This window comes from Trinickia sp. (assembly GCF_051953405.1).
In the GTDB taxonomy this organism is placed as follows: Bacteria; Pseudomonadota; Gammaproteobacteria; order Burkholderiales; family Burkholderiaceae; genus Trinickia.
Genome location: NZ_JBQCIV010000122.1, coordinates 1 through 24410, shown reverse-complemented (window position 1 = coordinate 24410; position 24410 = coordinate 1). Strand labels below are relative to the sequence as shown.

At 64.2% G+C, this 24410-nt stretch carries 16 protein-coding genes, 1 tRNA gene and 1 pseudogene; 15 read left to right on the top strand and 3 right to left on the bottom strand.

All coding sequences use genetic code 11. The features are described from left to right. The first annotated feature begins 402 nt into the window (after window positions 1-402). The 9 genes from ACTHN9_RS21365 to ACTHN9_RS21325 all read left to right on the top strand — a co-directional run bounded on the left by ACTHN9_RS21365 (window position 403) and on the right by ACTHN9_RS21325 (window position 14949). On the top strand, window positions 403-1656 hold the full coding sequence (locus ACTHN9_RS21365; RefSeq protein WP_440538777.1) for an ABC transporter substrate-binding protein: 1254 nt from the start codon (window positions 403-405) through the stop codon (window positions 1654-1656). 120 nt (window positions 1657-1776) lie between these two features. Next, on the top strand, window positions 1777-2718 hold the full coding sequence (locus ACTHN9_RS21360) for a carbohydrate ABC transporter permease (protein WP_440538775.1): 942 nt from the start codon (window positions 1777-1779) through the stop codon (window positions 2716-2718). Beyond that, window positions 2708-3565 (top strand): carbohydrate ABC transporter permease, encoded by an 858-nt coding sequence (locus tag ACTHN9_RS21355; RefSeq protein WP_440538774.1) that lies wholly within the window; start codon window positions 2708-2710, stop codon window positions 3563-3565. Before ACTHN9_RS21360 ends, ACTHN9_RS21355 begins: the two co-directional genes overlap by 11 nt. 100 nt (window positions 3566-3665) lie before the next feature. Further along, on the top strand, window positions 3666-4784 hold the full coding sequence (locus ACTHN9_RS21350; protein WP_440538773.1) for an ABC transporter ATP-binding protein: 1119 nt from the start codon (window positions 3666-3668) through the stop codon (window positions 4782-4784). Between the two features lie 533 nt (window positions 4785-5317). Further along, complete coding sequence (locus ACTHN9_RS21345; protein ID WP_440538772.1) at window positions 5318-6790, top strand: circularly permuted type 2 ATP-grasp protein; 1473 nt, start codon at window positions 5318-5320, stop codon at window positions 6788-6790. Window positions 6791-6846: 56 nt separating this feature from the next. Next, a complete protein-coding gene (locus ACTHN9_RS21340; RefSeq protein ID WP_440538771.1) occupies window positions 6847-7905 on the top strand; it encodes an alpha-E domain-containing protein in 1059 nt (352 codons plus the stop codon). Window positions 7906-7951: 46 nt separating this feature from the next. Then, complete coding sequence (locus tag ACTHN9_RS21335) at window positions 7952-11386, top strand: DUF2126 domain-containing protein (protein ID WP_440538770.1); 3435 nt, start codon at window positions 7952-7954, stop codon at window positions 11384-11386. 30 nt (window positions 11387-11416) lie between these two features. Next, on the top strand, window positions 11417-14065 hold the full coding sequence (locus tag ACTHN9_RS21330) for a circularly permuted type 2 ATP-grasp protein (RefSeq protein ID WP_440538769.1): 2649 nt from the start codon (window positions 11417-11419) through the stop codon (window positions 14063-14065). Continuing rightward, window positions 14062-14949: a transglutaminase family protein gene (locus ACTHN9_RS21325; RefSeq protein WP_440538768.1), complete on the top strand. Its 888-nt coding sequence runs from the start codon at window positions 14062-14064 to the stop codon at window positions 14947-14949. Before ACTHN9_RS21330 ends, ACTHN9_RS21325 begins: the two co-directional genes overlap by 4 nt. Window positions 14950-14985: 36 nt before the next feature. Here ACTHN9_RS21325 and ACTHN9_RS21320 read toward each other — a convergent pair whose 3' ends face one another. The 3 genes from ACTHN9_RS21320 to trxB form a co-directional block, all read right to left on the bottom strand. Beyond that, on the bottom strand, window positions 14986-15606 hold the full coding sequence (locus ACTHN9_RS21320; protein ID WP_440538767.1) for a trimeric intracellular cation channel family protein: 621 nt from the start codon (window positions 15604-15606) through the stop codon (window positions 14986-14988). After that, a complete protein-coding gene (locus ACTHN9_RS21315) occupies window positions 15596-16333 on the bottom strand; it encodes a Smr/MutS family protein (RefSeq protein WP_440538766.1) in 738 nt (245 codons plus the stop codon). The genes ACTHN9_RS21320 and ACTHN9_RS21315 overlap by 11 nt, the downstream gene beginning before the upstream one ends. A 184-nt stretch (window positions 16334-16517) precedes the next feature. Then, window positions 16518-17513 carry a thioredoxin-disulfide reductase gene (gene trxB / locus ACTHN9_RS21310; RefSeq protein ID WP_440538765.1) on the bottom strand — a complete coding sequence of 332 codons (996 nt, stop codon included), beginning with the start codon at window positions 17511-17513 and terminating at the stop codon, window positions 16518-16520. A gap of 324 nt (window positions 17514-17837) precedes the next feature. Here trxB and ACTHN9_RS21305 point away from each other — a divergent pair, with 324 nt between their 5' ends. From ACTHN9_RS21305 to ACTHN9_RS21280, 6 genes and pseudogenes are all read left to right on the top strand, one after another. Then, a complete protein-coding gene (locus ACTHN9_RS21305; protein ID WP_440538764.1) occupies window positions 17838-20147 on the top strand; it encodes a DNA translocase FtsK in 2310 nt (769 codons plus the stop codon). 184 nt (window positions 20148-20331) lie between these two features. Further along, the gene (gene lolA / locus ACTHN9_RS21300) at window positions 20332-20979 is read left to right on the top strand and encodes an outer membrane lipoprotein chaperone LolA (protein WP_440538776.1); all 648 of its coding nucleotides are present in this window, start codon (window positions 20332-20334) and stop codon (window positions 20977-20979) included. Between the two features lie 104 nt (window positions 20980-21083). After that, the gene (locus ACTHN9_RS21295; protein WP_440538763.1) at window positions 21084-22397 is read left to right on the top strand and encodes a replication-associated recombination protein A; all 1314 of its coding nucleotides are present in this window, start codon (window positions 21084-21086) and stop codon (window positions 22395-22397) included. A gap of 60 nt (window positions 22398-22457) precedes the next feature. Next, entirely contained in the window at window positions 22458-23756 is a 1299-nt protein-coding gene (serS, locus tag ACTHN9_RS21290; protein WP_440538762.1) for a serine--tRNA ligase, read from the top strand. A gap of 142 nt (window positions 23757-23898) precedes the next feature. After that, window positions 23899-23989: transfer RNA gene (locus ACTHN9_RS21285), tRNA-Ser, on the top strand. Window positions 23990-24220: 231 nt separating this feature from the next. After that, window positions 24221-24410, top strand: a pseudogene (locus ACTHN9_RS21280) (hypothetical protein); the annotation flags it as partial.

Here is a 24410-nt window from a genome sequence, read left to right as displayed (position 1 = left end):
CTACAATCCAAATCAAGATGTAACGTCGATCGAATGCAAAAACCTTTGCGGCCCTGCTGTCGCGTCAAGGTTGCGAGCGTCGATCGCCGGCAGTGCGCCGCGTACCCGATTCATACCGCGCGTGCATGTTAGCAGCGCGGTTTGGATGGCGCTGCCTCCCCGAGCTGGAACCGCGCGACGCGGGCCGGCCGAATTTAAAAGAGGAGACAGTCGCCCAAGCTTGGAAGCACGCATTTCCTGGCGATCCTTCGCGGCCGCGTTCGGCCCGTCGGCGCATGTGCGCGCCACGCGAGTCGGCATTCGGCCACATCCAGTGTTGTCTGTTGCACCCAACCACCGTTCCCCAGCCAGTCGAAGAGGGGAGCACTCGTTACTTGGTCAGTAGTCTGGAGGAGATAAAGACTGAAAGTTCGCGCGATCATGGCTGCGCTGTGCGCCACGGGGCTCATGCTGGGCGTGTCGGCGGCTCAGGCGGGTGAATCCGTCGAAGTGCTGCACTGGTGGACCTCGGGCGGGGAATCGAAGGCCATCGGCGTCCTGAAGGACGACATGACGAAGCAAGGCTACACGTGGAAGGACTTCGCCGTGGCAGGCGGCGCGGGTGCCGCAGCCATGACTGCACTGAAGACGCAGGTGATCTCGGGCAACGCGCCGAGCGCCGCGCAGATCAAGGGCCCGCTGATCAAGGAATGGGCGGACCAAGACGTGCTCGTGAACATCGATTCGGTGGCGAAGAGCGAAGACTGGAAGAAGAACCTGCCGCCGCAAATCGACAAGATCATGCAGGCCGACGGCCACTACGTCGCCGCGCCGTTCTCGGTGCACCGCGTGAACTGGCTGTACATCAACAAGGCCGCGCTCGATAAGGCCGGCGGCAAAGTGCCGACGAACTGGGACGAGTTCTTCAAGCTCGCCGACAAGATGAAGGCCGACGGCATCATGCCGATCGCAATGGGCGGCCAGCCGTGGCAAGACTTCACGGTGTGGGAAGACGTCGTGCTGTCGCAAGGCGCCGATTTCTACAAGAAGGCGATCGTCGATCTCGACCAAAAGACGCTCACGTCGCCGCAGATGGTCAAGGTCTTCGACACGGTTCGCAAGCTCACGACCTACTTCGATAGCTCGCGCACGGGCCGCGACTGGAACCTGGCCACGGCCATGGTCATCAACGGCAAGGCCGGTATGCAGTTCATGGGCGACTGGGCGAAGGGCGAGTTCGCTAACGCGAACAAGAAGCCGGGCGTCGACTACGTCTGCGCGGCAGTGCCGGGCACGGCGAAGGCGTACACGTTCAACGTCGATTCGTTCGTGTTCTTCCAGCAAAAGGGCGCGAAGGCCGCTACGCCGGGCCAGCTCGCACTCGCGAAGACGATCATGAGCCCCGAGTTCCAGAAGCAGTTCAGCTTGTACAAGGGCTCGATCCCGGTTCGCCTGGGCGTCGACATGAGCAGCTACGACGATTGCGCGAAGAAGTCGTACTCGGATGAGCAAGCCGCGATCAAGGCCGGCGGCTATGTGCCGTCGCTGGCACACGGCATGGCGCAAGGCGATGCCACGGCTGGCGCGATGAGCGACGTCGTGACGAAGTTCATGAACTCGAACCAATCGTCGGCAGATGCAGTCGCCGCGCTCGCGAAGGCCGCGCAAACGAAGTAAGCGTTGTTCCAGGGGCGGTGGGCCGATGGCTCGCACACCGCCCGCGTCACTCTCGCCGGCCGCGCGTTTCGCGCGCACTGGAATCGTTCGGCCGGCACGCAAGTACTCAGGAGTCGAGCAGTGGCTTCCTCTCTCAGCGGGAATGGGAACAACGTGGCGCACGTACCCCACCGCACCTCGTCGATATCGGCCCTTGCCGATCGCTGGATCCCGAAGCTCGTGCTTTCGCCTAGCGTGGCGATCAGCCTTGTATTCGTCTACGGCTTCATTCTGATTACCGGCTATCTGTCGCTGTCGAAGTCGCGACTGATGCCCAACTACACGTTCGCTGGCCTCACGCGCTATAGCGAACTCTTTCAAAACGACGTTTGGTGGACCTCGGCGAAGAACCTCGGCTGGTTCGGGATTCCGTTCATCGCAATCTGCATCGGGCTCGGGCTCTTCCTGGCCATCTTGCTCGACCAACGCATCCGCAACGAAGGTGCGTTGCGCGCCGTCTTTCTCTATCCGATGGCACTCTCGTTCATCGTGACGGGCACGGCCTGGCAGTGGATTCTGAACCCGGCGCTGGGTCTGGAGAAAGTGCTGCACGATTGGGGCTGGACGAGCTTCTCGTTCACCTGGCTCGACGATCCGGACAAGGCCATCTTCTGCATCGTGATCGCGGCCGTCTGGCAATCGACGGGCTTCGTGATGGCGCTGTTCCTCGCGGGTCTGCGCGGTGTCGATGCGGAAATTTTCAAGGCGGCCCAAGTGGATGGCGCGACGCTGCCCACGATCTATCGCAAGATCGTGATTCCGAGCATGCGTCCCGTGTTCTTCTCGGTGCTCCTGATCCTGTGCCACATCACGATCAAGACGTTCGACCTCGTCGTCGCGTTGACGGCCGGCGGCCCCGGTACGTCGTCGTCGCTGCCCGCGATGTTCATGTACACGTTCTCGTTCAACCGCGGGCAGCTCGGCGTGGGTGCGGCGTCGTCGATGATGATGCTCGCCACCGTCGTTGCCGTACTGGTCCCGCTCATGTACTTGGAATCGAGGAGCACCCGCAATGCAGCCTAAGATGACGTTCAGTCGCGCGTTCATTTACGCTGCGCTCCTGTTGTTCGCGCTGTACTTCCTGTTCCCGATCTACGTGATGCTGTCCACGTCGTTCAAGGATCTCGATCAGCTGCACACGGGCAACTTGCTCACGCCGCCCACGCATTGGACGACCGCCCCGTGGGTGAAAGCATGGAGCGAGGCGTGCACGGGCGTGCGTTGCGACGGCATGCGTCCGTTCTTCATGAACTCGGTGCAGATGGTGATTCCGGCCGTGTTGATTTCGTCGATCATCGGCGCATTCAACGGCTATGTGCTGACGCACTGGCGCTTCCGCGGCGCGGATGCCGTATTCACGATGCTGCTCGTCGGATGCTTCATCCCGTTCCAGGCGATTTTGCTGCCGATGGCGCGTCTGCTCGGGTTGGTCGGGATCTCGAATACGATCTCCGGGCTGGTGTTCGTCCACGTGGTGTATGGGATCGCCTTCACGACGATGTTCTTCCGTAACTTCTACGTGAGCATTCCGGCCGAACTCGTGAAGGCGGCGCGTATCGACGGTGCCGGCTTCTTCATGATCTTCACGCGGATCTTGCTGCCCGTTTCGCTGCCGATCTTCATGGTCTGCGTGATTTGGCAATTTACGCAGATCTGGAACGACTTCCTGTTCGGGATCGTGTTCTCGGGCGTCGATTCGATGCCGATCACGGTGGCGCTGAACAACCTCGTGAATACGTCGACGGGCGTGAAGGAATACAACGTCGACATGGCTGCGGCGATCATCGCCGCGTTGCCGACGCTCCTCGTCTACGTTGTGGCCGGCCGCTACTTCGTGCGCGGTTTGACGGCGGGCGCGGTGAAGGGCTGATTGGACGTTTCGTTTGCCTAGCGGCGCAGTACCCGAGCGGGGCGCCGCACAACGAACGCATCGCATATTCGAAAGCAGAGCAGATTAAAGGATTTTCAGCATGGCAAGCCTTTCCATCCGCGACGTATACAAGACCTATCCGAACGGCGTGCCCGTCCTGAAGGGTGTCGACATCGAAATCGAGGACGGTCAGTTCTTGATTCTCGTCGGCGGCTCCGGGTGCGGGAAGTCGACGCTGCTCAACATGATCGCCGGCCTCGAAACGGTCACCAAAGGCGAGATCTGCATCGACGGCAAGGTCGTCAACAATCTGTCGCCGAAAGATCGCGACATCGCCATGGTGTTTCAGTCGTACGCGCTGTATCCGTCGATGACGGTGCGCGAGAACATCTCGTTCGGCTTGAACATCCGTAAGGTGCCGAAGAAGGAACAGGCGCAAATCGTCGATCGCGTCTCGTCGATGCTCCAGATCGATCACCTGCTCGATCGCAAGCCGGGCCAACTGTCCGGCGGCCAGCGTCAGCGCGTGGCGATGGGCCGGGCGCTCGCGCGCGATCCGGTCATGTTCCTGTTCGACGAACCGCTGTCGAATCTCGATGCGAAGCTGCGGATCGAGATGCGCTCGGAGATCAAGCTGCTGCATCAGCGCTTGGGCACGACGATTGTCTACGTGACGCACGATCAGATCGAAGCGATGACGCTCGGCGATCGGATCGCCGTGATGAAGGATGGCGTCGTGCAGCAGTTCGGTGCCCCGCAAGAGATCTACGATTCGCCGTCGAATCTGTTCGTGGCCGGTTTTATCGGCGCGCCGCCGATGAATTTCATCGAAGGTCAGCTCGTCGAACAAGGTGCCGGTATCGGCCTCGAGATCGATACGGGCGTCGAGCGCGGCGTTTTGAAACTGCCGTTCGAAGCGAATCGTGTGAAATCGCATGTCGGGCAAAAGGTCATTCTCGGTTTGCGCCCCGAGCGCCTGACGGATGCCCGTGGTGCCCACGATGCCAACAGCGCCGATTTGCAGCCGCTGCGCGTGAAGGTCGACGTCATCGAGCCGACGGGCCCGGATACGCTCGTCTTCTCGCAGATCAACGGCAAGCGTACGGTGAGCCGCGTGCATCCGGCCTCGAACCCGCAAGCGCAGCAGGACATGACGTTGCTCGCGGATGTCTCCAAGGCCGTGTTGTTCGACCCGTCGACCGAAGCGCGCATCGCCTAAGCGCAAGCCATTCGGTTCGACTCTTCGGCGGGGCGCTTCGAGCGCCCCGCGTCGTATCTAAATCCGAGTCTCAGCCTCGGTTTCCGAGGGCAGTCACCGGCACTGCCAACTATTTGTGCGATTTTTCGCCTAGCGACCCATTGCGGTGCGCGCAAATCCGAACGCCGCGCCATGCCGGTGCGCAACGGCCCCCGATCCTTACTCCGTCTTTTGCCGAATCCGCTGACAGGTCCGCCGCGCGGGCGTCGGCATGCAAATTGCCTAATTGCGTTTCAACCCTTCATGGGGCAAGCGAGCGCACGGATCGGGGGTTTTCCCCGTGTCGCGCAGTGGTGGGTCGCGCGCTACCTTGAAGGGGTGTCCGCGTCGCGCAGCATTCGACCGGACTGCCGAGGACGGCCGTCGCGTGCGGCCGCCTCGTCGAAGAATGCTTGATACCGAACGGCTGCCCCTCGCGAGGGCCGCAGCCGGACTCGACCGGGGGTCTCGCGCGTGCGCGCGAGCGGCCCTAACAACGAACGGGAATATCGGCCATGAAGCAAGCCTTCTTCAGCGAGATGTTCGAGCGCAATGGGCCCGCGATCGCGGGTGTGCCGGCCGCCGACTTTCACGGGTGCGGCGAAGCTCGCACGCACTACCATCCGTTTTTCTCATGGATGTGCGCCCAGAGCGAGCAGCAAATGAGCGACAAACGCGCGGAAGCCGAGCTGAACTTTCGCCGCGTCGGCATCACGTTTGCCGTCTACGGCGCGAAGGACGCGCTCGGTGCCGGCACGGAACGGACGATTCCGTTCGACGTGATCCCGCGCATCTTTCCGGCGCACGAATGGGCGGCGCTTGAGCAGGGGCTGCGCCAACGTGTCGGCGCGCTGAACCGGTTCATCCACGATATCTATCACGAGCAGGCGATCGTGCGGGCCGGTGTCGTGCCCGCCGAGCAAATCCTCGCCAACGGACAATACCGTCCGCAGATGCAAGGCGTCGACGTGGCGCGCGATATCTACGCGCATATCGCCGGCATCGACATCGTGCGCGCCGGTGCCGGCGAGTTCTACGTACTCGAGGACAACCTGCGCGTGCCATCCGGCGTGTCGTACATGCTCGAAAACCGCAAGATGATGATGCGGCTTTTCCCCGATCTGTTTGCCCGCAATCGGGTCGCGCCCGTCGCGCACTATCCGGATCTGTTGCTCGACACGCTGCGTGCGGCCGCGCCGCACGGCATGGACAACCCGACGATCGTCGTGCTCACGCCCGGCATGTACAACTCGGCGTATTTCGAGCACGCGTTTCTCGCGCAGCAGATGGGCGTCGAACTCGTCGAGGGACAAGACTTGTACGTCGACGGCGGCTTCGTCTACATGCGCACGACGCAGGGGCCGCAGCGAGTCGATGTTGTCTACCGGCGCGTGGACGACGATTTTCTCGACCCGGAGGTCTTCCGTCCCGATTCGACGCTCGGCGCGGCCGGTTTGCTCTCGGCTTATCGCGCCGGCAACGTGACGCTTGCCAACGCGGTGGGCACCGGCGTGGCGGACGACAAATCGATCTACCCGTACGTGCCCGACATGATCCGCTTCTATCTGGGCGAGGAGCCGATTCTGAACAACGTGCCGACGTGGATGTGCCGCAAGGCGGACGATCTTCGCTACGTGCTCGACCATTTGCCGGAGTTGGTCGTCAAGGAAACGCACGGCGCGGGCGGTTACGGGATGCTGGTGGGACCCGCTTCGACCGCCGCGGAGATCGAGGCGTTCCGGGCCGCGCTCGTGGCGCAGCCCGAGAAGTACATCGCGCAGCCCACGCTCGCGCTGTCCACTTGCCCAACGTATGTGGAGAGCGGCATTGCGCCGCGTCATATCGATCTGCGTCCGTTCGTGCTGTCCGGCAGCGAGGTGCGCATGGTGCCGGGCGGATTGACGCGCGTCGCGCTGCGCGAAGGCTCGCTCGTCGTCAATTCCTCGCAAGGCGGCGGCACCAAGGATACCTGGGTGCTCGAGCAGTAATCGGCGGCCAGTGCCCCGACCGACATCGCTTCTGACTACGCCGCACCGGAGACATCATGCTGAGCCGCACTGCCGACCATCTCTTCTGGATGGCACGTTATACCGAGCGCGCCGAAAATACGGCGCGCATGCTCGATGCCAATTACCAGCTTGCGCTCGTGCCGCAATCGGACGAGTACGCCGCGCTCGGCTGGCGCGCGATGCTGTCGATCTCGGAACTCGCCGAGATCTATGCGGCCGCGCATCCGAGCATGACGAGCCGCGATGTGATCGCCTTTATGGCGAGCGATCGCGACAACCTGTCGTCGATCGTCAACTGCTTACGCGCGGCGCGCGAAAACGCCCGTGCCGTGCGCGGCTCGATTACGACCGAACTGTGGGAGACCCTCAACACAACCTGGCTCGATGCGCAGCGTATGCTCGCCGACGGCGTGCTCGAACGCGATCCGTGCGAGTTCTTCGAATGGGTCAAGTTCCGCTCGCATCTCTCGCGCGGCGTGCAGCTCGGCACGATGGTGAGGGACGAAGCGTTCTACTTCATGCGGGTTGGCACCTTTCTCGAGCGCGCCGACAACACCGCGCGTATTCTCGACGTGAAATACGAGATGCTGGAGCAGCACGGCGGCGTGTCGGTCCAGCCGGTCGCGCAGTCGCTCGATTACTATCACTGGGCCGCGCTGCTGCGCTCGGTCTCGGGGTTCGAGGTGTACCGCAAGGTCTATCGCGACGTCATCGTGCCCGAGCGCGTCGCTAGTTTGCTGATCCTGTTCGCTGACTGGCCGCGTTCGCTTGCGGCCAGTCTCGACGAACTCACCCGGATCATCAAGCACGTGCGTAACGCGCGTTCCGCGCAGGCGGAAGCGATGATCGCGCAGCTGCATGCACACGTGTGCGCCGCGCAGATCGGCGACATTTTGCGCGGCGGTCTGCATCTGTGGCTCACGGAATTTCTCGTGCGCATCAATGAACTCGGCAGTTGTATCAGCCGCGATTTTCTGGTGCCGCTCGCGCCCGAAGAGGGACCCAGCGCCGAAGTGCCGCTCGCATCGCAAGGGCTCTCTCAATCGCAATCGCAATCGCAATCGCAATCGCCGACCCAACCGCACGCCGCATGAGCGTGGTGGCCCGAATCTGTTTCGTTCATCGCATCGAGGTTCACCCGTGTCGATCCGCGTCGCGTTAAACCATGTCACGCACTACCGCTATGACCGCCTGGTCGCGCTAGGGCCGCAAATCGTCCGGCTGCGTCCGGCGCCGCACGGCCGCACGCCCATCCTCAGCTACTCGATGCGCGTGGAGCCGGCGAATCACTTCGTGAACTGGCAGCAAGATGCTTTTGCGAACTATCAGGCACGTCTCGTCTTTCCCGACCCCACCCGCGAGTTCCGCGTGACCGTGGACCTGGTGGCGGAGATGTCGGTCTACAACCCGTTCGATTTCTTTCTCGAACCGCAGGCCGAGACATTTCCGTTCGACTATGCGCCGGCGCTCGCCGCCGAACTCGCGCCGTATCTCGTTCGCAATACCGAGCCGACGCCGCGTTTCGCAGCGTTCATCGAAAGCATCGATCGCTCGGCTTGCGGCACCGTCGATTTTCTCGTGGCGCTCAATCGGCGGCTGGCGCGCGAGGTGGGCTATTTGATTCGCATGGAGCCCGGTGTGCAAACGCCGGAGGAAACGCTCGAAAAGGGTTCGGGCTCGTGCAGAGACACCGGCTGGCTGCTCGTCGAAACGCTGCGTCAGCTCGGCTTCGCGGCGCGCTTCGTGTCGGGTTATCTGCTGCAACTCGCCGCCGACGAAAAGGCGCTCGACGGTCCGAGCGGCACGGAGGTCGATTTCACCGATCTGCACGCCTGGTGCGAAGTATTTCTGCCGGGCGCGGGGTGGATCGGGCTCGATCCGACGTCGGGGCTCATGGCGGGCGAGGGGCACATTCCGGTTGCCTGCACGCCGCAACCGGGCAGCGCCGCGCCGATATCGGGCGCGCTCGACGAATGCGAGGTCGAATTCGGGCACACGATGTCGATTACGCGCGTGCTGGAGACGCCTCGTGTGACGAAGCCGTACGACGAAGCTGTGTGGCGCGACATCGAACGCATGGGGACTTCGGTCGACGCCGATCTCGCCTCGATGGATGTGCGGTTGACGATGGGCGGGGAGCCTACATTCGTCTCGGTGCGCGATCGCGATGCGCCGGAGTGGAACACCGATGCGCTCGGGCCGACCAAGCGCGGCTATGCGGTCGCGTTGATGGATAAGTTGCGCGCCCGTTATGGCGGGAACGGTTTCTTGCATGTGGGGCAGGGTAAGTGGTATCCCGGCGAGCAGTTGCCGCGCTGGGCGCTGTCGCTGTTCTGGCGCGAGGACGGCGAGCCTTGCTGGCACGATCCGACGCGTTTCGCCGACGAACGCGAGCCGATGCATTACACGGCGGACGATGCGCAGCGTTTCATTCGTCATCTGGCGGATAAGCTCGCGGTCGATGCCGGGCAGGTGCAGCCCGGCTACGAAGATGTTTGGTACTACCTCTGGCGCGAGCGGCGTTTGCCGGTGAACGTCGATCCGTTCGACTCGCGGCTCGACGACGAACTCGAACGATTGCGGCTGCGGCGGGTCTTCGATGCGGGCCTGTCGGCGGTGACCGGCTACGCGCTGCCGCTTGCTCGAGAACGCGATACAACCGCTACGCTCGCCGGTCCGCGCTGGGTCACCGGACCCTGGTTCTTTCGCGATGAGCGCATGTATCTGATTCCGGGCGATTCGCCGATGGGGTATCGCTTGCCGCTCGATTCGCTGCCTTGGGCGAGTGCGGCCGATTATCCGTGGCTGCACGAGAGCGATCCGTTCGGGCCGCCGACGGCATTACGCGGCGCCGCGCAACTGCGGGCGCAATATGCGACGCGCGAGTCGGATGACGCCGCCGCTGCGGCCCGGACTGAGCACGCACGCGCTGCCGCTTCCGATACGCGAATACCCGAGCGGGGCGAGTCCGCGGCATCGGTGCGGCGCACGGCGCTGTGCGTGGAGGCGCGCGATCCCGCGCGCGCGGCTGGGCCTCAGGCCGAGGCCGATTCCGTGGCGTCAGGAAGCCAAGGCGGGGCGCTCTATGTGTTCATGCCGCCGCTTGCCGTCCTCGACGACTACCTCGATCTGCTCGCGGCGGTGGAGGCGACGGCGACCGATTTGCAAGTGAAGATCGTCATCGAAGGCTATCCGCCGCCGCGCGACGCGCGACTGAAGCTGCTGCAAGTGACGCCCGATCCGGGCGTGGTGGAAGTCAACATCCATCCGGCGGCGACGTGGGGCGAACTGGTCGAGAACACCGAGTATCTCTACCGTGTTGCGCGCGAATCGTACCTCGAGCCCGAGAAGTTCATGCTCGACGGGCGCCATACCGGCACGGGCGGCGGCAACCACATGGTCCTCGGTGCCGCCACGCCGGCCGACAGCCCATTCCTGCGCCGGCCCGATCTGCTCGCCAGTCTCATCGCCTATTGGCATAACCACCCGTCGTTGTCGTATTTGTTCTCGGGGTTGTTCATCGGCCCGACGAGTCAGGCCCCGCGTGTGGACGAAGCGCGCAACGATCAGGTCTACGAACTGGAAATCGCCTTTCGGCAATTGCAGCGTCAGCTCGATTCGCTGGCATCGCTCGGCGAAGCGGGGCAGCGCGTGCCGCCTTGGCTGATCGATCGCAGCTTGCGCAACATTCTCATCGACGTGACCGGCAACACGCACCGCGCCGAGTTTTGCATCGACAAGCTCTATTCGCCCGATGGCCCGGCCGGCCGGCTCGGCCTGCTCGAGCTGCGCGGTTTCGAAATGCCGCCCCATGCACGCATGAGCCTTGCGCAGCAACTGCTGCTGCGCGCCCTCGTGGCACGCTTTTGGCGCACGCCGTACACGACGCGACTCACGCGCTGGGGCACCGAGCTGCACGATCGCTTCATGCTCGGTACGTTCGTGCAAATGGACTTCGACGACGTCCTGGCCGATCTGCACGCGGCCGGCTATACGTTCGATCGCGCCTGGTTCGCGCCGCACTTCGAATTTCGCTTTCCGCTCGTCGGCGAGTTCGACGCCAGCGGCGTCGCGGTGACGCTGCGTCACGCGCTCGAACCCTGGCACGTCATGGGCGAGGAAGGCGCGCCGGGCGGCACCGTGCGCTTCGTCGATTCCTCGCTCGAGCGTATCGAGGTGCGCGTGCTCGGCCTGAACGAAAGCCGCCATACGGTGACGGTGGGTGGGGTGCCCCTGCCGCTGCAGCCCACCGGCCGCGCGAGCGAGTACGTGGCGGGCGTGCGCTTTCGCGCGTGGCAGCCGGCGGCGTCGCTGCATCCGACCATCGGTGTCCATGCGCCGCTCACGTTCGACCTCGTCGACAACTGGTCCGAGCGCTCTCTCGGCGGATGCCAGTATCATGTCGCCCATCCGGGTGGACGCAATTATCAGACGTTTCCCGTCAACGCCTATGAAGCGCAGAGCCGGCGGCGCGCGCGTTTCTTCACGATCGGCCATACGCCCGGACCGATACCCGTGAAGACACACGAGCGCAGCCTCGAGATGCCCTTTACGCTCGATCTGCGGCGTGTCTAGTTCGACGTCTGACCCAAGCCAGAGAGCCATTTGCCTTTTCAATCGTCCCTGCCGTTCGATGTAACGGCCGATGTCGCCGATGTACTTGCGCGCCTGTACGAGGTTCCGGCCCCGGAGGGCCACTGGGACGAATTGCGCGATGCGGCGGGCGCGCCGCGCGCGCCCTGGCGGCGCTTTTTCGGGCTGCTCGGCGAAGACGGGGTGGCCGGTCTCGAGCACGCTGCGCAAGCGGTCGCGCGGCAAGTGCGCGACAACGACATCACCTACAACGCCTATGCCGACAACGGCGAGTCGCGGCCCTGGGCGCTCGATCCGCTGCCGTTCATCCTCGACGAGAACGAATGGGCCGTGATCGAGCGCGGCGTCGCGCAGCGCGCGCGGCTGCTCGAGGCGCTCGTGGCGGATATCTACGGGCAGCAGCGCGTTCTGGCGCAAGGGCTGCTGCCGCCGGCGCTCGTGTTCGGGCACCCCGGGTATGTGCGCGCGATGAAAGGCTGCGTCCCCCCGGGCGGGCGATATCTGCAGATCGTCGCCGTCGACATCGCGCGCGGGCCGGACGGCCAATGGACCGTCATGGGGCATCGCACCCAGGCGCCATCGGGGCTCGGCTACGCGCTCGAGAATCGACTGATCGTCGCCAGCTTGTTCGCCGAGCCGTTTCGCTCGCTCGGCGTACAGCGCCTGGCGCCGTCGTACTCGCAGTTGATTGCGACGCTTGCCCAGGCCGCGCGCACGACGATGACCGACGACGAACGTCGGGCGCGGGCCGGTTCGCCGCATATCGCCCTGCTGAGCCCCGGCCCCTTCAGCGAGACTTACTTCGAGCATGCCTTTCTCTCGCGCTATCTGGGCCTCACGCTCGTGGAGGGCACCGACCTCACCGTGCGCGGCGACAAGCTCTATCTGAAGACCCTCGCCGGCCTCGAGCGTGTGCATGGTTTGCTGCGCCGGCTCGACGATAGTTTTTGCGACCCGGTCGAGCTGCGCGCCGATTCCACCATCGGGGTGCCGGGCTTGCTGCAGGTCATGCGCGCCGGCAACGTCGTCGTCTCGAACGCGCCCGGTGCCGGCGTCGTCGAGTCCGCCGCGCTGCACGGCTTCTTGCCCGGCATCGCCGCCGCGCTGTTCGGCGAAACGCTCGTCTTGCCGAGCGTCGCCAGTTGGTGGTGCGGCGAAGCGGCCGTACGCGAGGACGCGTTCGCGCGGCTCGCGCAGGGCTCGCTCGTGCCGACGTGGGCCGGGCTGCCGCATCCGGCGTCGTCCGACATGCCGCCCGGCCTCGCCGCGGGCCCGCAGCGGCTTGCCGACTGGCGCGCACGGATCGAAGCGGCGCCCGACGCGTTCACGATCCAAGCCGCGCTGCCGCACTCGTGCACGCCGCGCTACGAAGATGGGGCGCTGACCCATCGGCCGTGCGCGTTGCGTGTCTACGCGATCGCCGGGAGTTCGGGCGATTGGCATGTGCTGCCGGGGGCGTTCACGCGCATGGCCGGCGAGCGGCAAACGAGCGTATCGATGCAATCGGGCGGCAGCAGCGTCGATACATGGGTGTTGTCGAGCCGGCCCGGTTCGACGTTTTCGCTCTTGCCTTCGCCGATGAAGCCCGGCGATTTCGCTCATCGTCGTCGCACGGTGTCGAGCCGCGCCGCGGAGAATCTTTTTTGGGCCGGCCGCTATTGCGAGCGCGCCGAGAACAGCGTGCGCCTCGCGCGGCTGATCCTCGGCTCGCTCGACAATCACGATTCCGAAGAGATGCTCGCGACGCTGGTCGAACTTGCCGCGCGCTTCGAACTCATTTCGGCGAGCGACGCTAGCGCGCACGGCACGCGCCATGCGTTCGAGCGTGCGCTCGCGGCGGGCTTGCATGAGCATTCGGGCACCGCGAGCGTGGGCAGCATCATCGCGAGCCAGGCGCGCGCCTGCGGCGAAATCCGAGCGAGGCTCTCCAACGATCACTGGCGCACGATACTCGCGGCGCGCAACGATTTCCGCGATGCGTTGCATGCACTCTCGCTCGCGCCGCCGATGGGGGGCGCGCCGCGCTCTGGCGACGAATCCGTGCGCGCCGAACGCCACGAATCGTACGACCGCGTGGCGCTGATGAGTGCGCTCGAGACGCTTGCCATGCAGCTGTCCGCGATCAGCGGCGCGCAGGGCGATCGGATGGTGCGCGATGAAGCGTGGCGGCTGCTTTTCGCGGGGCGCCATATCGAACGCGTGATCGGCATGACGACGTTCTTGCAGGTGGTGGCCGATGCGGGCGTTCTGGCGACGCCGGCCGGCTTCGATCTGCTGCTGCAACTGTTCGACAGCACGCTGACTTATCGAACGCTCTACCCGGGGCGCCTGGAGGTGCCGGCGCTGATCGATCTTGTCGTCGTGGATCCGACGAATCCGCGCGGGCTTTACGGCGTGTACGAGCGTCTGGCGAAAAAGCTCGACGAGATTGCCGTCGCGGCGGGCGGCCCGGCGCGGCGCCCGTTCGGCGAGGCGATGCCGCCGGTGTCGTCGCTGCCGCCGCTCGAGCGCCTGTGCGGCACCGATGCGGCCGGCCGTTACGCCACGCTCACCGCCCTGTGTGCGGAGCTGGCATCGCATGTCGCCGGCGCCTCGAGCGAGATCAGTGCGCGCTATTTCATTCATGCGGATAACGCGTCCGCGTCGAGGGTGTCGTCATGAGTGCCGAGGTTCGACTGTCGGTGACGCATGTCACGACCTACCGCTATTCGATGCCGGTGGAAACGGCTCAACATCTGGCGACGATGCGTCCGCTCGGGTGCCCCTGGCAGCGCGTCGAATCGCACGGTTTGCGCATCGATCCTGCGCCGTCGTACGAGACGTCGCATGTCGATCCGTTCGGCAATGAGGTGCGCTATTTTTCCTTCGATACGCCGCACGATCGTCTGCAGGTGACGAGCGAAACCACGGTCGTGCTGACGCGCCGATGGGGCGATCTCGTCCCTAGCGCGACGCCGGCATGGGAGGGCGTCGCCGCCGATTTGCGTTATCGCGCGGGCGCGGCGTATCGGCCCGAGAGCGAGTTCGTTTTCGCCTCGCCCAATATCGCGCTCGCATCCGAGCTGCGCGAGTACGCGTTGCCGAGCTTCACGCCCGGCAGGCCGCTCGTCGAGGGGGCCATCGATCTCATGCATCGGATTCATACCGAGTTCGCCTATCAGCCGCAAACGACGGCCTTCGATACGCCGGCATTGCGCGCTTTCCATTTGCGCCAGGGTGTGTGCCAGGACTTCGCCCAGGTGATGATCGGCGCGCTACGCTCGCTCGGTTTGGCGGCGCGATACGTAAGCGGGTATTTGCGTACGGTGCCGCTTGGCGGCACGCCGCGTCTCGTCGGGGCGGATGCCTCGCATGCCTGGGTATCGGTCTTCTGTCCGGGAACGGGGTGGGTCGATCTCGATCCGACGAACGACGTCCTGGCGGATCTCGACCATGTGACGCTCGCGCTCGGGCGCGATTACAGCGACGTATCGCTGTTGCGCGGGATCATTCTTGGCGGCGGCGAGCATACCGTCGACGTCGCGGTCGACGTCACGGCGGGCTGAGCCAGGCTGACGCAGGCTCGGTTTCGGTGGGTTCCGTCAATGCGGCAAGCGTACGTTGAATTTGAACGTGACGAGGCGAGCGATGAGGATGAAGCCGGTGGCGACGATCACGCTGTAGACCGAATCGAATTGCAGGCGGTCGAGCAGCAGATAAAGCCAGCAACCCGCGAATGCGCACGTGGCATAGGGGCGCGAGTCGCGCAGCAAGAGCGGCACTTCGTTGCAGACGACGTCCCGAATGATGCCGCCGAACACCCCGGTCACGACGCCCATCAGCACGGCGATGAACGCCGGCATATTCGCATCGAGGGCGATCGACGTGCCCGAGATACTGAATAGGCCGAGGCCGATCGCATCGGCCACGAGCAAGGCGCGTTCGTTGAACACGCGCGAGGCCATGCGCAGCACGATAGGCGCGACGAGCGAGAGCACGAAGATGACGACGACGTACGCTTCGTGCTGGACCCAATAGAACGGACGCCGCTCGAGCAGGACGTCGCGCACCGTGCCGCCGCCGAAGGCCGTAGCGAGCGCTAGCAGGAACGTGCCGACGGCATCGAGCCGGCGCTTGCGCGCCTCGATGAAACCTGAGAACGCATAGGCGAGGATCGCTAGCCCCTCGATAACGGCGAGTGCGAACGTGAGCCTAGGATGCACTGGCGGCCCCTCGGTCGGGGCGCGCCGAACCGGGCCGGGCAGGGCCGGGCTGGAGCAGCACGAGCACGGCACCGGCGCCGCCGTCGTGCGGCCTCGCCTGGCAAAACGCGATCACTTCCGCTTTTTGGACGAGCCAAGCCCGTACTTTGCCCTTCAGGATCGGCTCCTTGCCGATGGAGCCCAGGCCTTTGCCGTGAATCACGCGCACGCAGCGCAGCCCGCGCTTTACTGTCTCGCGGATGAACTCGGCCAGCGCCTCGCGCGCTTCGTCGCGGCGCATGCCGTGCAAATCGAGTTGCGCTTGCACGATCCAATGCCCGCGGCGTAGTTTGCGCACGACTTCATGGCTGATGCCGGGGCGGCAGTAGAACAGCGACTCGTCGGTATCGAGCAGGACCTCGGGGTCGAATTCGTCGGAAATCGCTTCGGATAACACGGCTTGCTCGTCGAGGCGGGTTTGCAGCGGCAGCGCCGCCGGCGGCGTGCGCCCATGCGCGGCCCGCGCGGCAGCGGCGATCGGTGCGACCTGACCCACCTCGCGCCGGAACAAGTCGGCATCGGCCGCGGCTTCCCGTGCAGCCTTCGCTGCCGCGATCCGCTGCCGTTCGCGCTCCGCCGCGTCTTGCTTAAGCGCGTCGCGCAGCTTGGCGAGATCGGCGAGACTCGATGCGCGCGCACCGGGCTCGGGGCGCTGGGTCTCGCTCGGACGAGGACGATTCTTGGACATGATGAACACCGACGACGACTGAAAAAGAACGCGAAGGCGACGGACCTCGCGCATGCCCCCACGCTCGTATGGCGCAAAAAGGGCCGCGCGCTTGCCGGCCGCGGCCCTCGTTCGAGGCGATGGTGCCCGGCCGCCTTACGTCTAGCGTCTAGCGTCTGGCCGAGCCGTGCCGACGGACGCTATTTTAACGGTCGGCTTCCGCGCTCATCACGCGCTCTTGATGGAGTTCGTGGACGCTTTCGAGGTAACGCTGCGCGTCGAGCGCGGCCATGCAGCCCGTGCCGGCGCTCGTGATCGCTTGGCGGTAGACGTGATCTTGCACGTCGCCGGCCGCGAACACGCCGGGCACGCTCGTGCCGGTCGCGTTGCCGTTCAGGCCGCCGTTCGTGATGATGTAGCCGTTCTTCATCTCGAGCTGGCCTTCGAAGATATCCGTGTTCGGCTTATGGCCGATGGCGATGAACACGCCCTGCAGCGCGATATCGGCCGCCTCGCCCGTTTGCGTGTGCTTCACGCGCACGCCCGTCACGCCCGAATCGTCGCCCGTGACTTCGTCGAGCACGTGGTTCCATTTGATCTCGACGACACCTTCCTTCTCTTTTTCGAGGAGACGGTCGATCAGGATCGGCTCCGCGCGGAATTTGTCGCGGCGGTGGATCACGGTGACTTTCTTCGCGATACCGGCCAGATACAGCGCTTCTTCCACCGCCGTGTTGCCGCCGCCGACGACGGCCACGTGCTGCTGCTTGTAGAAGAAACCGTCGCACGTGGCGCAGGCGGACACGCCGCGGCCCGAGAACGCTTCTTCCGACGGCAGGCCCAGATACTGAGCCGAGGCGCCCGTGGCGATGATCAGCGAGTCGCACGTGTATTCGCCCGAATCGCCGATCAGCCGAATCGGCTTTTCGTGCAGCTTGGCGGTATGAATGTGGTCGAACACGATCTCGGTATTGAAGCGCTCGGCGTGCTCGAGGAACCGTTGCATGAGTTCGGGGCCTTGCACGCCGTTCGCGTCGGCCGGCCAATTCTCGACGTCGGTCGTCGTCATCAGTTGTCCGCCTTGGGCAAGACCCGTCACGAGGACGGGGGCAAGGTTCGCGCGCGCGGCGTAGACGGCTGCCGTATAGCCGGCGGGGCCGGAACCGAGAATGAGCACTTTGGCGTGTTTGCGCGTGGACATGATTATTCGTTCCGTAAGAAAGGTGATGCAAGGATGCTGCCCGGTGGGCGTGCGGCGCGCTCGGTCGAAGCACGCGCGCACTGCGACTGCACGTTAGTTGGGCATACCCGCGTAATTATAAAGGTGCGCTCGCCGCGCCGCTGAAGGCGCGTTCAATCGTCGCGATAGCCTGCGCCGCATTGGGCGCGTGCAGAGGCGCATGCAGGGGCGGGAAGGGCCGCGGCGGCGCGGTTACGGTCATTTACAGCCCGCGGTGCGACGCAACGTTTACAATAGCCCGCATCGAACTCCTGGCGGGTCTGCCCGCCATGCCGCTACGGATTCATGGCCAAAGCTCCCTATTCGGCGCCTGCGCAAGCGTTACCGCACCGCATGTCGCGCCTTTTCACCGAAATCCGTTGGATCTTGCAGGTCGCGCTCGCCGTGTTCCTCGCGATGGCGCTCGTCAGTTACAGCCGCCACGACCCGAGCTGGACGCACGCCGCGCAAGTCGACCGTATCGCCAATTGGGCGGGCCGCGTCGGCGCCTGGACATCCGACATCTTGCTGCTGCTGTTCGGCTTGTCCACCTATTGGTGGATGGTGTTGCTCGTGCGCCGAATCGTCGCGAACTACCGCCGCTTGAATCGGCACGGCGAGACCGAAGACGACGCGCCGCACGACGGCGCGTGGATTGCCGATGCCTTCGCGTTCGTGCTCGTGCTGCTGGCCAGCGACGGCATCGAGGCGTTGCGCATGTGGTCGCTGCGGGTGCCGCTGCCGCGGGCGCCGGGCGGCATCGTGGGCGACGCCGTGGCGCGCGGCGTCTCGCACGCGCTCGGCTTCACCGGCGGCACGCTGGCGTTGTTGCTTGCGCTGGGAATCGGTCTGTCGCTGTATTTCCGTTTTTCGTGGTTGTCGGTGGCCGAACGGGTGGGCGAATCGATCATCTCCGCCGTGACGTTCGCCAAGCTGCGGCGCGAGGCGGGGCGCGACCGCAAGCTCGGCGAGCAAGCGGCCGTCAAGCGCGAGGGCAAGGTCGAGCAAAGCCGCGTGCGGCTCGAAGATCACGAGCCCATCACGATCGTGCCGGCCGTCACGACGCCGCCGAAATCCGAGCGCGTCGAAAAGGAAAAGCAGGTGCCGCTGTTCGCCGATCTTCCCGGCGATTCGACGCTGCCGCCGATCGCACTGCTCGATCCGGCGCCGGCCACGCAAGAGACGATTTCGGGCGATACGCTCGAATTCACCTCGCGCCTGATCGAGAAGAAGCTCAAGGATTTCGGCGTGGACGTCAGCGTCGTCGCGGCCTATCCGGGGCCGGTCGTCACACGTTACGAGATCGAGCCTGCAACGGGCGTGAAGGGCAGCCAGATCGTCGGGCTGGCCAAGGATCTGGCCCGCTCGCTCTCGCTCGTGTCCATTCGCGTCGTCGAAACGATCCCGGGCAAGAACTTCATGGCGCTCGAGCTGCCGAACCAGCGGCGCCAAACTGTGCGTCTGTCGGAAATCCTCGGCTCCGAGGTGTATGCCGACGGCCCGTCGAAACTGACGATGGGTCTCGGCAAGGACATCGCCGGCAATCCGGTGTGCGCCGATCTGGCGAAGATGCCGCACTTGCTCGTCGCCGGTACGACGGGCTCGGGCAAATCGGTGGGGATCAACGCGATGATCCTCTCGCTGCTGTACAAGGCGAGTGCGGAAGATGTCCGCATGATCCTCATCGATCCGAAGATGCTCGAAATGAGCGTCTACGAGGGGATTCCGCATCTGCTGTGCCCCGTCGTCACCGATATGCGCCAGGCCGGCCATGCGCTCAATTGGGCCGTTGCCGAAATGGAGCGCCGCTACAAGCTCATGAGCAAGCTCGGCGTGCGCAACTTGGCCGGCTACAACAACAAGATCGACGATGCGGCCAAGCGCGAGGAAAAGCTGCCCAACCCGTTCAGCTTGACGCCCGATGCGCCCGAACCGCTCACGCGTTTGCCGCATATCGTTGTCGTGATCGACGAGCTGGCCGATCTGATGATGGTCGTCGGCAAGAAGGTGGAAGAGCTGATCGCGCGGATCGCGCAGAAGGCGCGGGCGGCCGGGATTCATTTGATCCTTGCCACGCAGCGCCCGTCGGTGGACGTCATCACCGGCCTCATCAAGGCGAACGTGCCGACGCGAATCGCATTCCAGGTTTCGTCCAAGATCGATTCGCGCACGATTCTCGATCAGCAAGGCGCCGAATCGTTGCTCGGTATGGGCGACATGCTTTATCTGCCGCCCGGCAGCGGGTTGCCGGTGCGCGTGCACGGCGCGTTCGTCTCCGACGACGAAGTGCATCGCGTCGTCGAAAAGCTCAAGGAGCAGGGCGAGCCGAACTATGTCGAAGGCTTGCTCGAAGGCGGCTTGGCGGGCGAGGGCGACGAAGGCACGGCGGCCGGCGGCGGGCAGGGCGGCGACGAATCCGATCCGCTCTACGACCAGGCGGTGGAGGTCGTCGTCAAGCATCGGCGCGCCTCGATCTCGCTCGTGCAGCGCCACCTGCGCATCGGCTATAACCGGGCCGCGCGGCTACTCGAGCAAATGGAGCAATCGGGCCTCGTCTCGGCGATGTCGTCGAACGGCAATCGCGAGATTTTGGTCCCGTCGCGCGAGGGCGACTGAGGCGGGAGGGCGGCGCAAGCCGTACGTGTGCCGCCTCTTTGCCGCTCTTGACCTCGTCTTGGCCTCGCCGCCGCGCGCGTTTTCCGACTTATCACGGAGAGTCATTTTGAATTCGACGCAGTATTCGATCCGACCCGGCGACCGTTCGCCGTCCCGCGCCGTTTGGCGTGCGCTCGCGCAGGGTGTGAAGGCCGCCGCGCTCGGCATGTCGCTGCTCGTGGCGGCCGCGCCGGCCGCGTTCGCGAGCGGCACGGAGCAATTGAAGGCATTCGTCGCGCAAGTGCAATCGGCGCGAGGCGATTTCGTCCAACGCGAAGTGAAGGCGCCGCCGAAGAATGCGCCGGCGAGCGGTTCGGTCGTGCCCACGATCGGCGGGACGTCGAGCGGCACCTTCGTGTTCGCGCGCCCGGGCAAGTTTATTTGGACGTACGAGAAGCCTTACGTGCAAGTGCTTCAAGCCGACGGCGACAACCTGTATGTCTACGACAAGGATCTGAACCAAGTCACGATCCGCAAGCTCGGCGGTGCGTTGGGCGCGAGTCCGGCTGCGATCCTGTTCGGCAGCAACGATCTCGAGAAGAATTTCACGCTGCGCGACGCGGGCGTGAAGGGCGGGATCGACTGGCTCGAACTCACGCCGAAAGCGCGCGATACGCAGTTTCAGGACATCGGCATCGGCTTTCGCGACGGCAACCTCGAAGCGATGGAATTGCACGACGTGTTCGGCAATGTGACGTTGCTCACGTTCTCGAATATTCAAAAGAATCCGCCGATGAAGGCGGGCGCGTTCAAGTTCACGGTGCCCAAGGGCGCCGACGTGATCAACGGATGATCGACGGATGAGGCGCCCCGGTACCGGGTGTGCCTCGAGCTTGTGCTCGCGCTTGCGCGGCCGTGCTTGATCGCCGGCTGCGCGGCCACGATACGGACCACGCCATGTTTGAAGAGACCCGCGCCGGGATGCCGCTTGCCGAGCGGCTGCGGCCCAGCACGATCGACGACGTCATCGGCCAAAAGCATCTGCTCGGACCGATGAAGCCGTTGCGGGTGGCCTTCGAATCGGGCGAGCCGCATTCGATGATTCTTTGGGGGCCGCCCGGCGTCGGCAAGACGACGCTGGCGCGTCTCATGGCGAACGCGTTCGACGCCGAATTCATCGCGCTATCGGCCGTGCTGTCGGGGGTGAAGGACATTCGCGAGGCGGTCGAACTGGCGCAGGCGCACCGCGCGCACGGGCGGCGCACGCTGGTGTTCGTCGACGAGGTGCATCGGTTCAACAAGAGTCAACAAGACGCGTTCTTGCCGCACGTCGAATCGGGCTTGTTCGTCTTCATCGGCGCGACGACGGAAAACCCCTCGTTCGAAGTGAATAGCGCGCTGCTTTCGCGTGCCGCGGTGTATGTGCTGCGAAGTCTCGACGACGACGAACAGCGCGAGTTGCTCGATCGTGCGCTGGCGGCGCTCGGCACCGTGGAGATGACCGACGAAGCGAAGGAATCGCTGATCGGATCGGCCGACGGCGACGGCCGCAAGCTGCTGAACAACATCGAAATCGTCGCGCGTGCTGCGAAGGCGCAAAAGGCCGAAAGCATCGACGGCGCGCTGATCGCCAGTGCGCTGACGGAGAACCTGCGTCGCTTCGATAAGGGCGGCGACGCCTTCTACGATCAGATCAGCGCCTTGCACAAGTCCGTGCGCGGCAGCAATCCCGATGGTGCGCTGTACTGGTTTTGCCGCATGCTCGATGGCGGGGCGGATCCGCGTTACCTCGCACGCCGGATCGTGCGCATGGCGTGGGAGGATATCGGCCTGGCCGACCCGCGCGCACCGCGCATTGCGCTCGACGCGGCCGAGACTTACGAACGCCTGGGCACGCCCGAAGGCGAATTGGCTTTGGCGCAAGCGCTGATCTACCTGGCCGTGGCGCCGAAATCGAATGCGGGCTACTCGGCTTATAACGAAGCGCGGCGCTTCGTCGGCAAGGATCGTTCGCGCGGCGTGCCGGTGCACCTGCGTAACGCACCGACCAAGCTGATGAAAGAACTCGGCTACGGCCACGAATATCGCTACGCGCATGACGAGCCCGATGCCTATGCGGCCGGGGAAACCTATTTGCCCGACGGCATGCGCGAGCCGCATTGGTATCGGCCGACGCCACGCGGGCTAGAGGGCAAGATTGGCGAGAAGCTGTCGCGGCTAGCGGAACTCGACGCGGCTTGGCGGCGCGAAAACAAGACGAAGGGCGAGTAGGCACACGGCGCCGGTGCGTTAAAATCGCGACTTCACCCTCGAAACGAATCGTACTTAGATATGCTCGACATCCAGTTGCTGCGCAAAGACCTCGACGGCGTCGCGAAGCGCCTTGCCGCTCGCGGCTACACGCTCGACGTGGCCGGGTTTTCGGCGCTCGAAGCCGAACGCCGGGCCATTCAGACCCGCACCGAAGAGTTGCAATCGCGGCGCAACAGCTTGTCGAAGCAGATCGGCGCGATGAAGGGCAAGGGCGAGGACACCACGGCGCTCATGGCCGAAGTGGGCGGGATCGGCGACGAGATGAAAGCCTCGGCCGCACAGCTCGAGGACGTGCAAGCGCGCTTGTCGAAGTTGATGCTGGAAATGCCGAACCTGCCGCACGAAAGCGTGCCTTCGGGCGCCGACGAAAAAGACAACGTCGAAGTGCGCCGCTGGGGCACGCCGCGCGAGTTCGATTTCGAGGTGAAGGATCACGTCGATGTCGGCACGCCGCTCGGGCTCGATTTCGAAACGGGCGCGAAGCTGTCGGGTGCGCGCTTCACGATGCTGCGCGGCGCGATGGCGCGATTGCATCGCGCGCTCGCGCAATTCATGCTGGATACCCACACGCAGCAGCACGGCTATACCGAGGTGTATTCGCCGTACATCGTCAATCCCGAGATTCTGTACGGGACGGGGCAACTGCCGAAGTTTGCCGACGACATGTTCCGCGTGGAGAAGGGCGGCGGCGAGAACGTGGTGACGCAATATTTGATCTCGACGTCCGAGATTTCGCTGACGAACACGGTGCGCGACAGCATCGTCGACGGCGGAGCGTTGCCGATCAAACTCACCGCGCATTCGCCGTGCTTCCGTTCCGAGGCCGGTTCCTACGGCCGGGACACGCGCGGGATGATCCGTCAGCACCAGTTCGACAAAGTCGAAATGGTGCAGATCGTGGCCCCCGAGGCATCGTATGAAGCACTCGAGCAGATGGTCGGGCATGCCGAAGCGATTTTGCAGAAGCTCGAGCTGCCGTACCGCGTGGTGGCGCTGTGTACGGGCGATATGGGCTTTTCCGCCGCGAAGACGTACGACCTCGAAGTGTGGTTGCCGGCGCAGAACACCTATCGCGAAATTTCGAGCTGCTCGAACACCGAAGCCTTCCAGGCGCGGCGCATGCAAGCGCGTTACCGCAACGCTCAGGGCAAGCCCGAGTTGCTGCATACGCTCAACGGGTCGGGGCTGGCGGTGGGGCGCACGCTGGTGGCGGTGCTCGAAAACTTCCAGAACGCGGACGGTTCGGTCACGGTGCCGGCAGCGTTGCGCCCGTATCTGGGTGGAGTGGAGCGGCTCGAACTCGCGTCGTCGAACTGAGGGTTGCGCGGCGTTCCAACTTTTTGCGAAAAAGGGCTTGGAATGTTGCGAGGACTATCCTATAATCTTCGCTTCGCCAAACAGCGACCAGCTTGGTGAAACGAACGCGAGGCGGTGTTTTCGCCGCGCCGTTCGAGAAGTCGGAAAGGTGGCAGAGTGGTCGAATGCGCCGGACTCGAAATCCGGTGTACGGTTATACCGTACCGTGGGTTCGAATCCCACCCTTTCCGCCAGAATTTTTCAAAAAACCCCGAAAAATCAATGATTTGCGGGGTTTTTTGTTTTTGGGCTGACAAAGTGACTATCAAATGCGGGTGGGCTTCGGTACTGGTGCATCCATAGGGCAGGTCCCCTCCAAGTGCTGTTTTATGTCACAATTTTGCGCTATTGAGAGCATCCGGCCGCAGCGTCTTCTTAAAATACGGCTGGGTAGGTAAATAGGCATTCACCTAGCGGGGTGTAACGTGGCGGAAGACAACAAGAAGCGCGGCTATCCAAAGATTCCCAAAGGTAGTTGGTTTGGTCTTCGCGACAAGTTCAAGCAACGAATACCCGCCGAGGTTTCACCCAGTTACAACGCAACCGAATTGGGCATGACACCAGCGTCCGCAAGTGCGAATGTCATTCCGCCTCTGCGTACATTTGGATTGATTG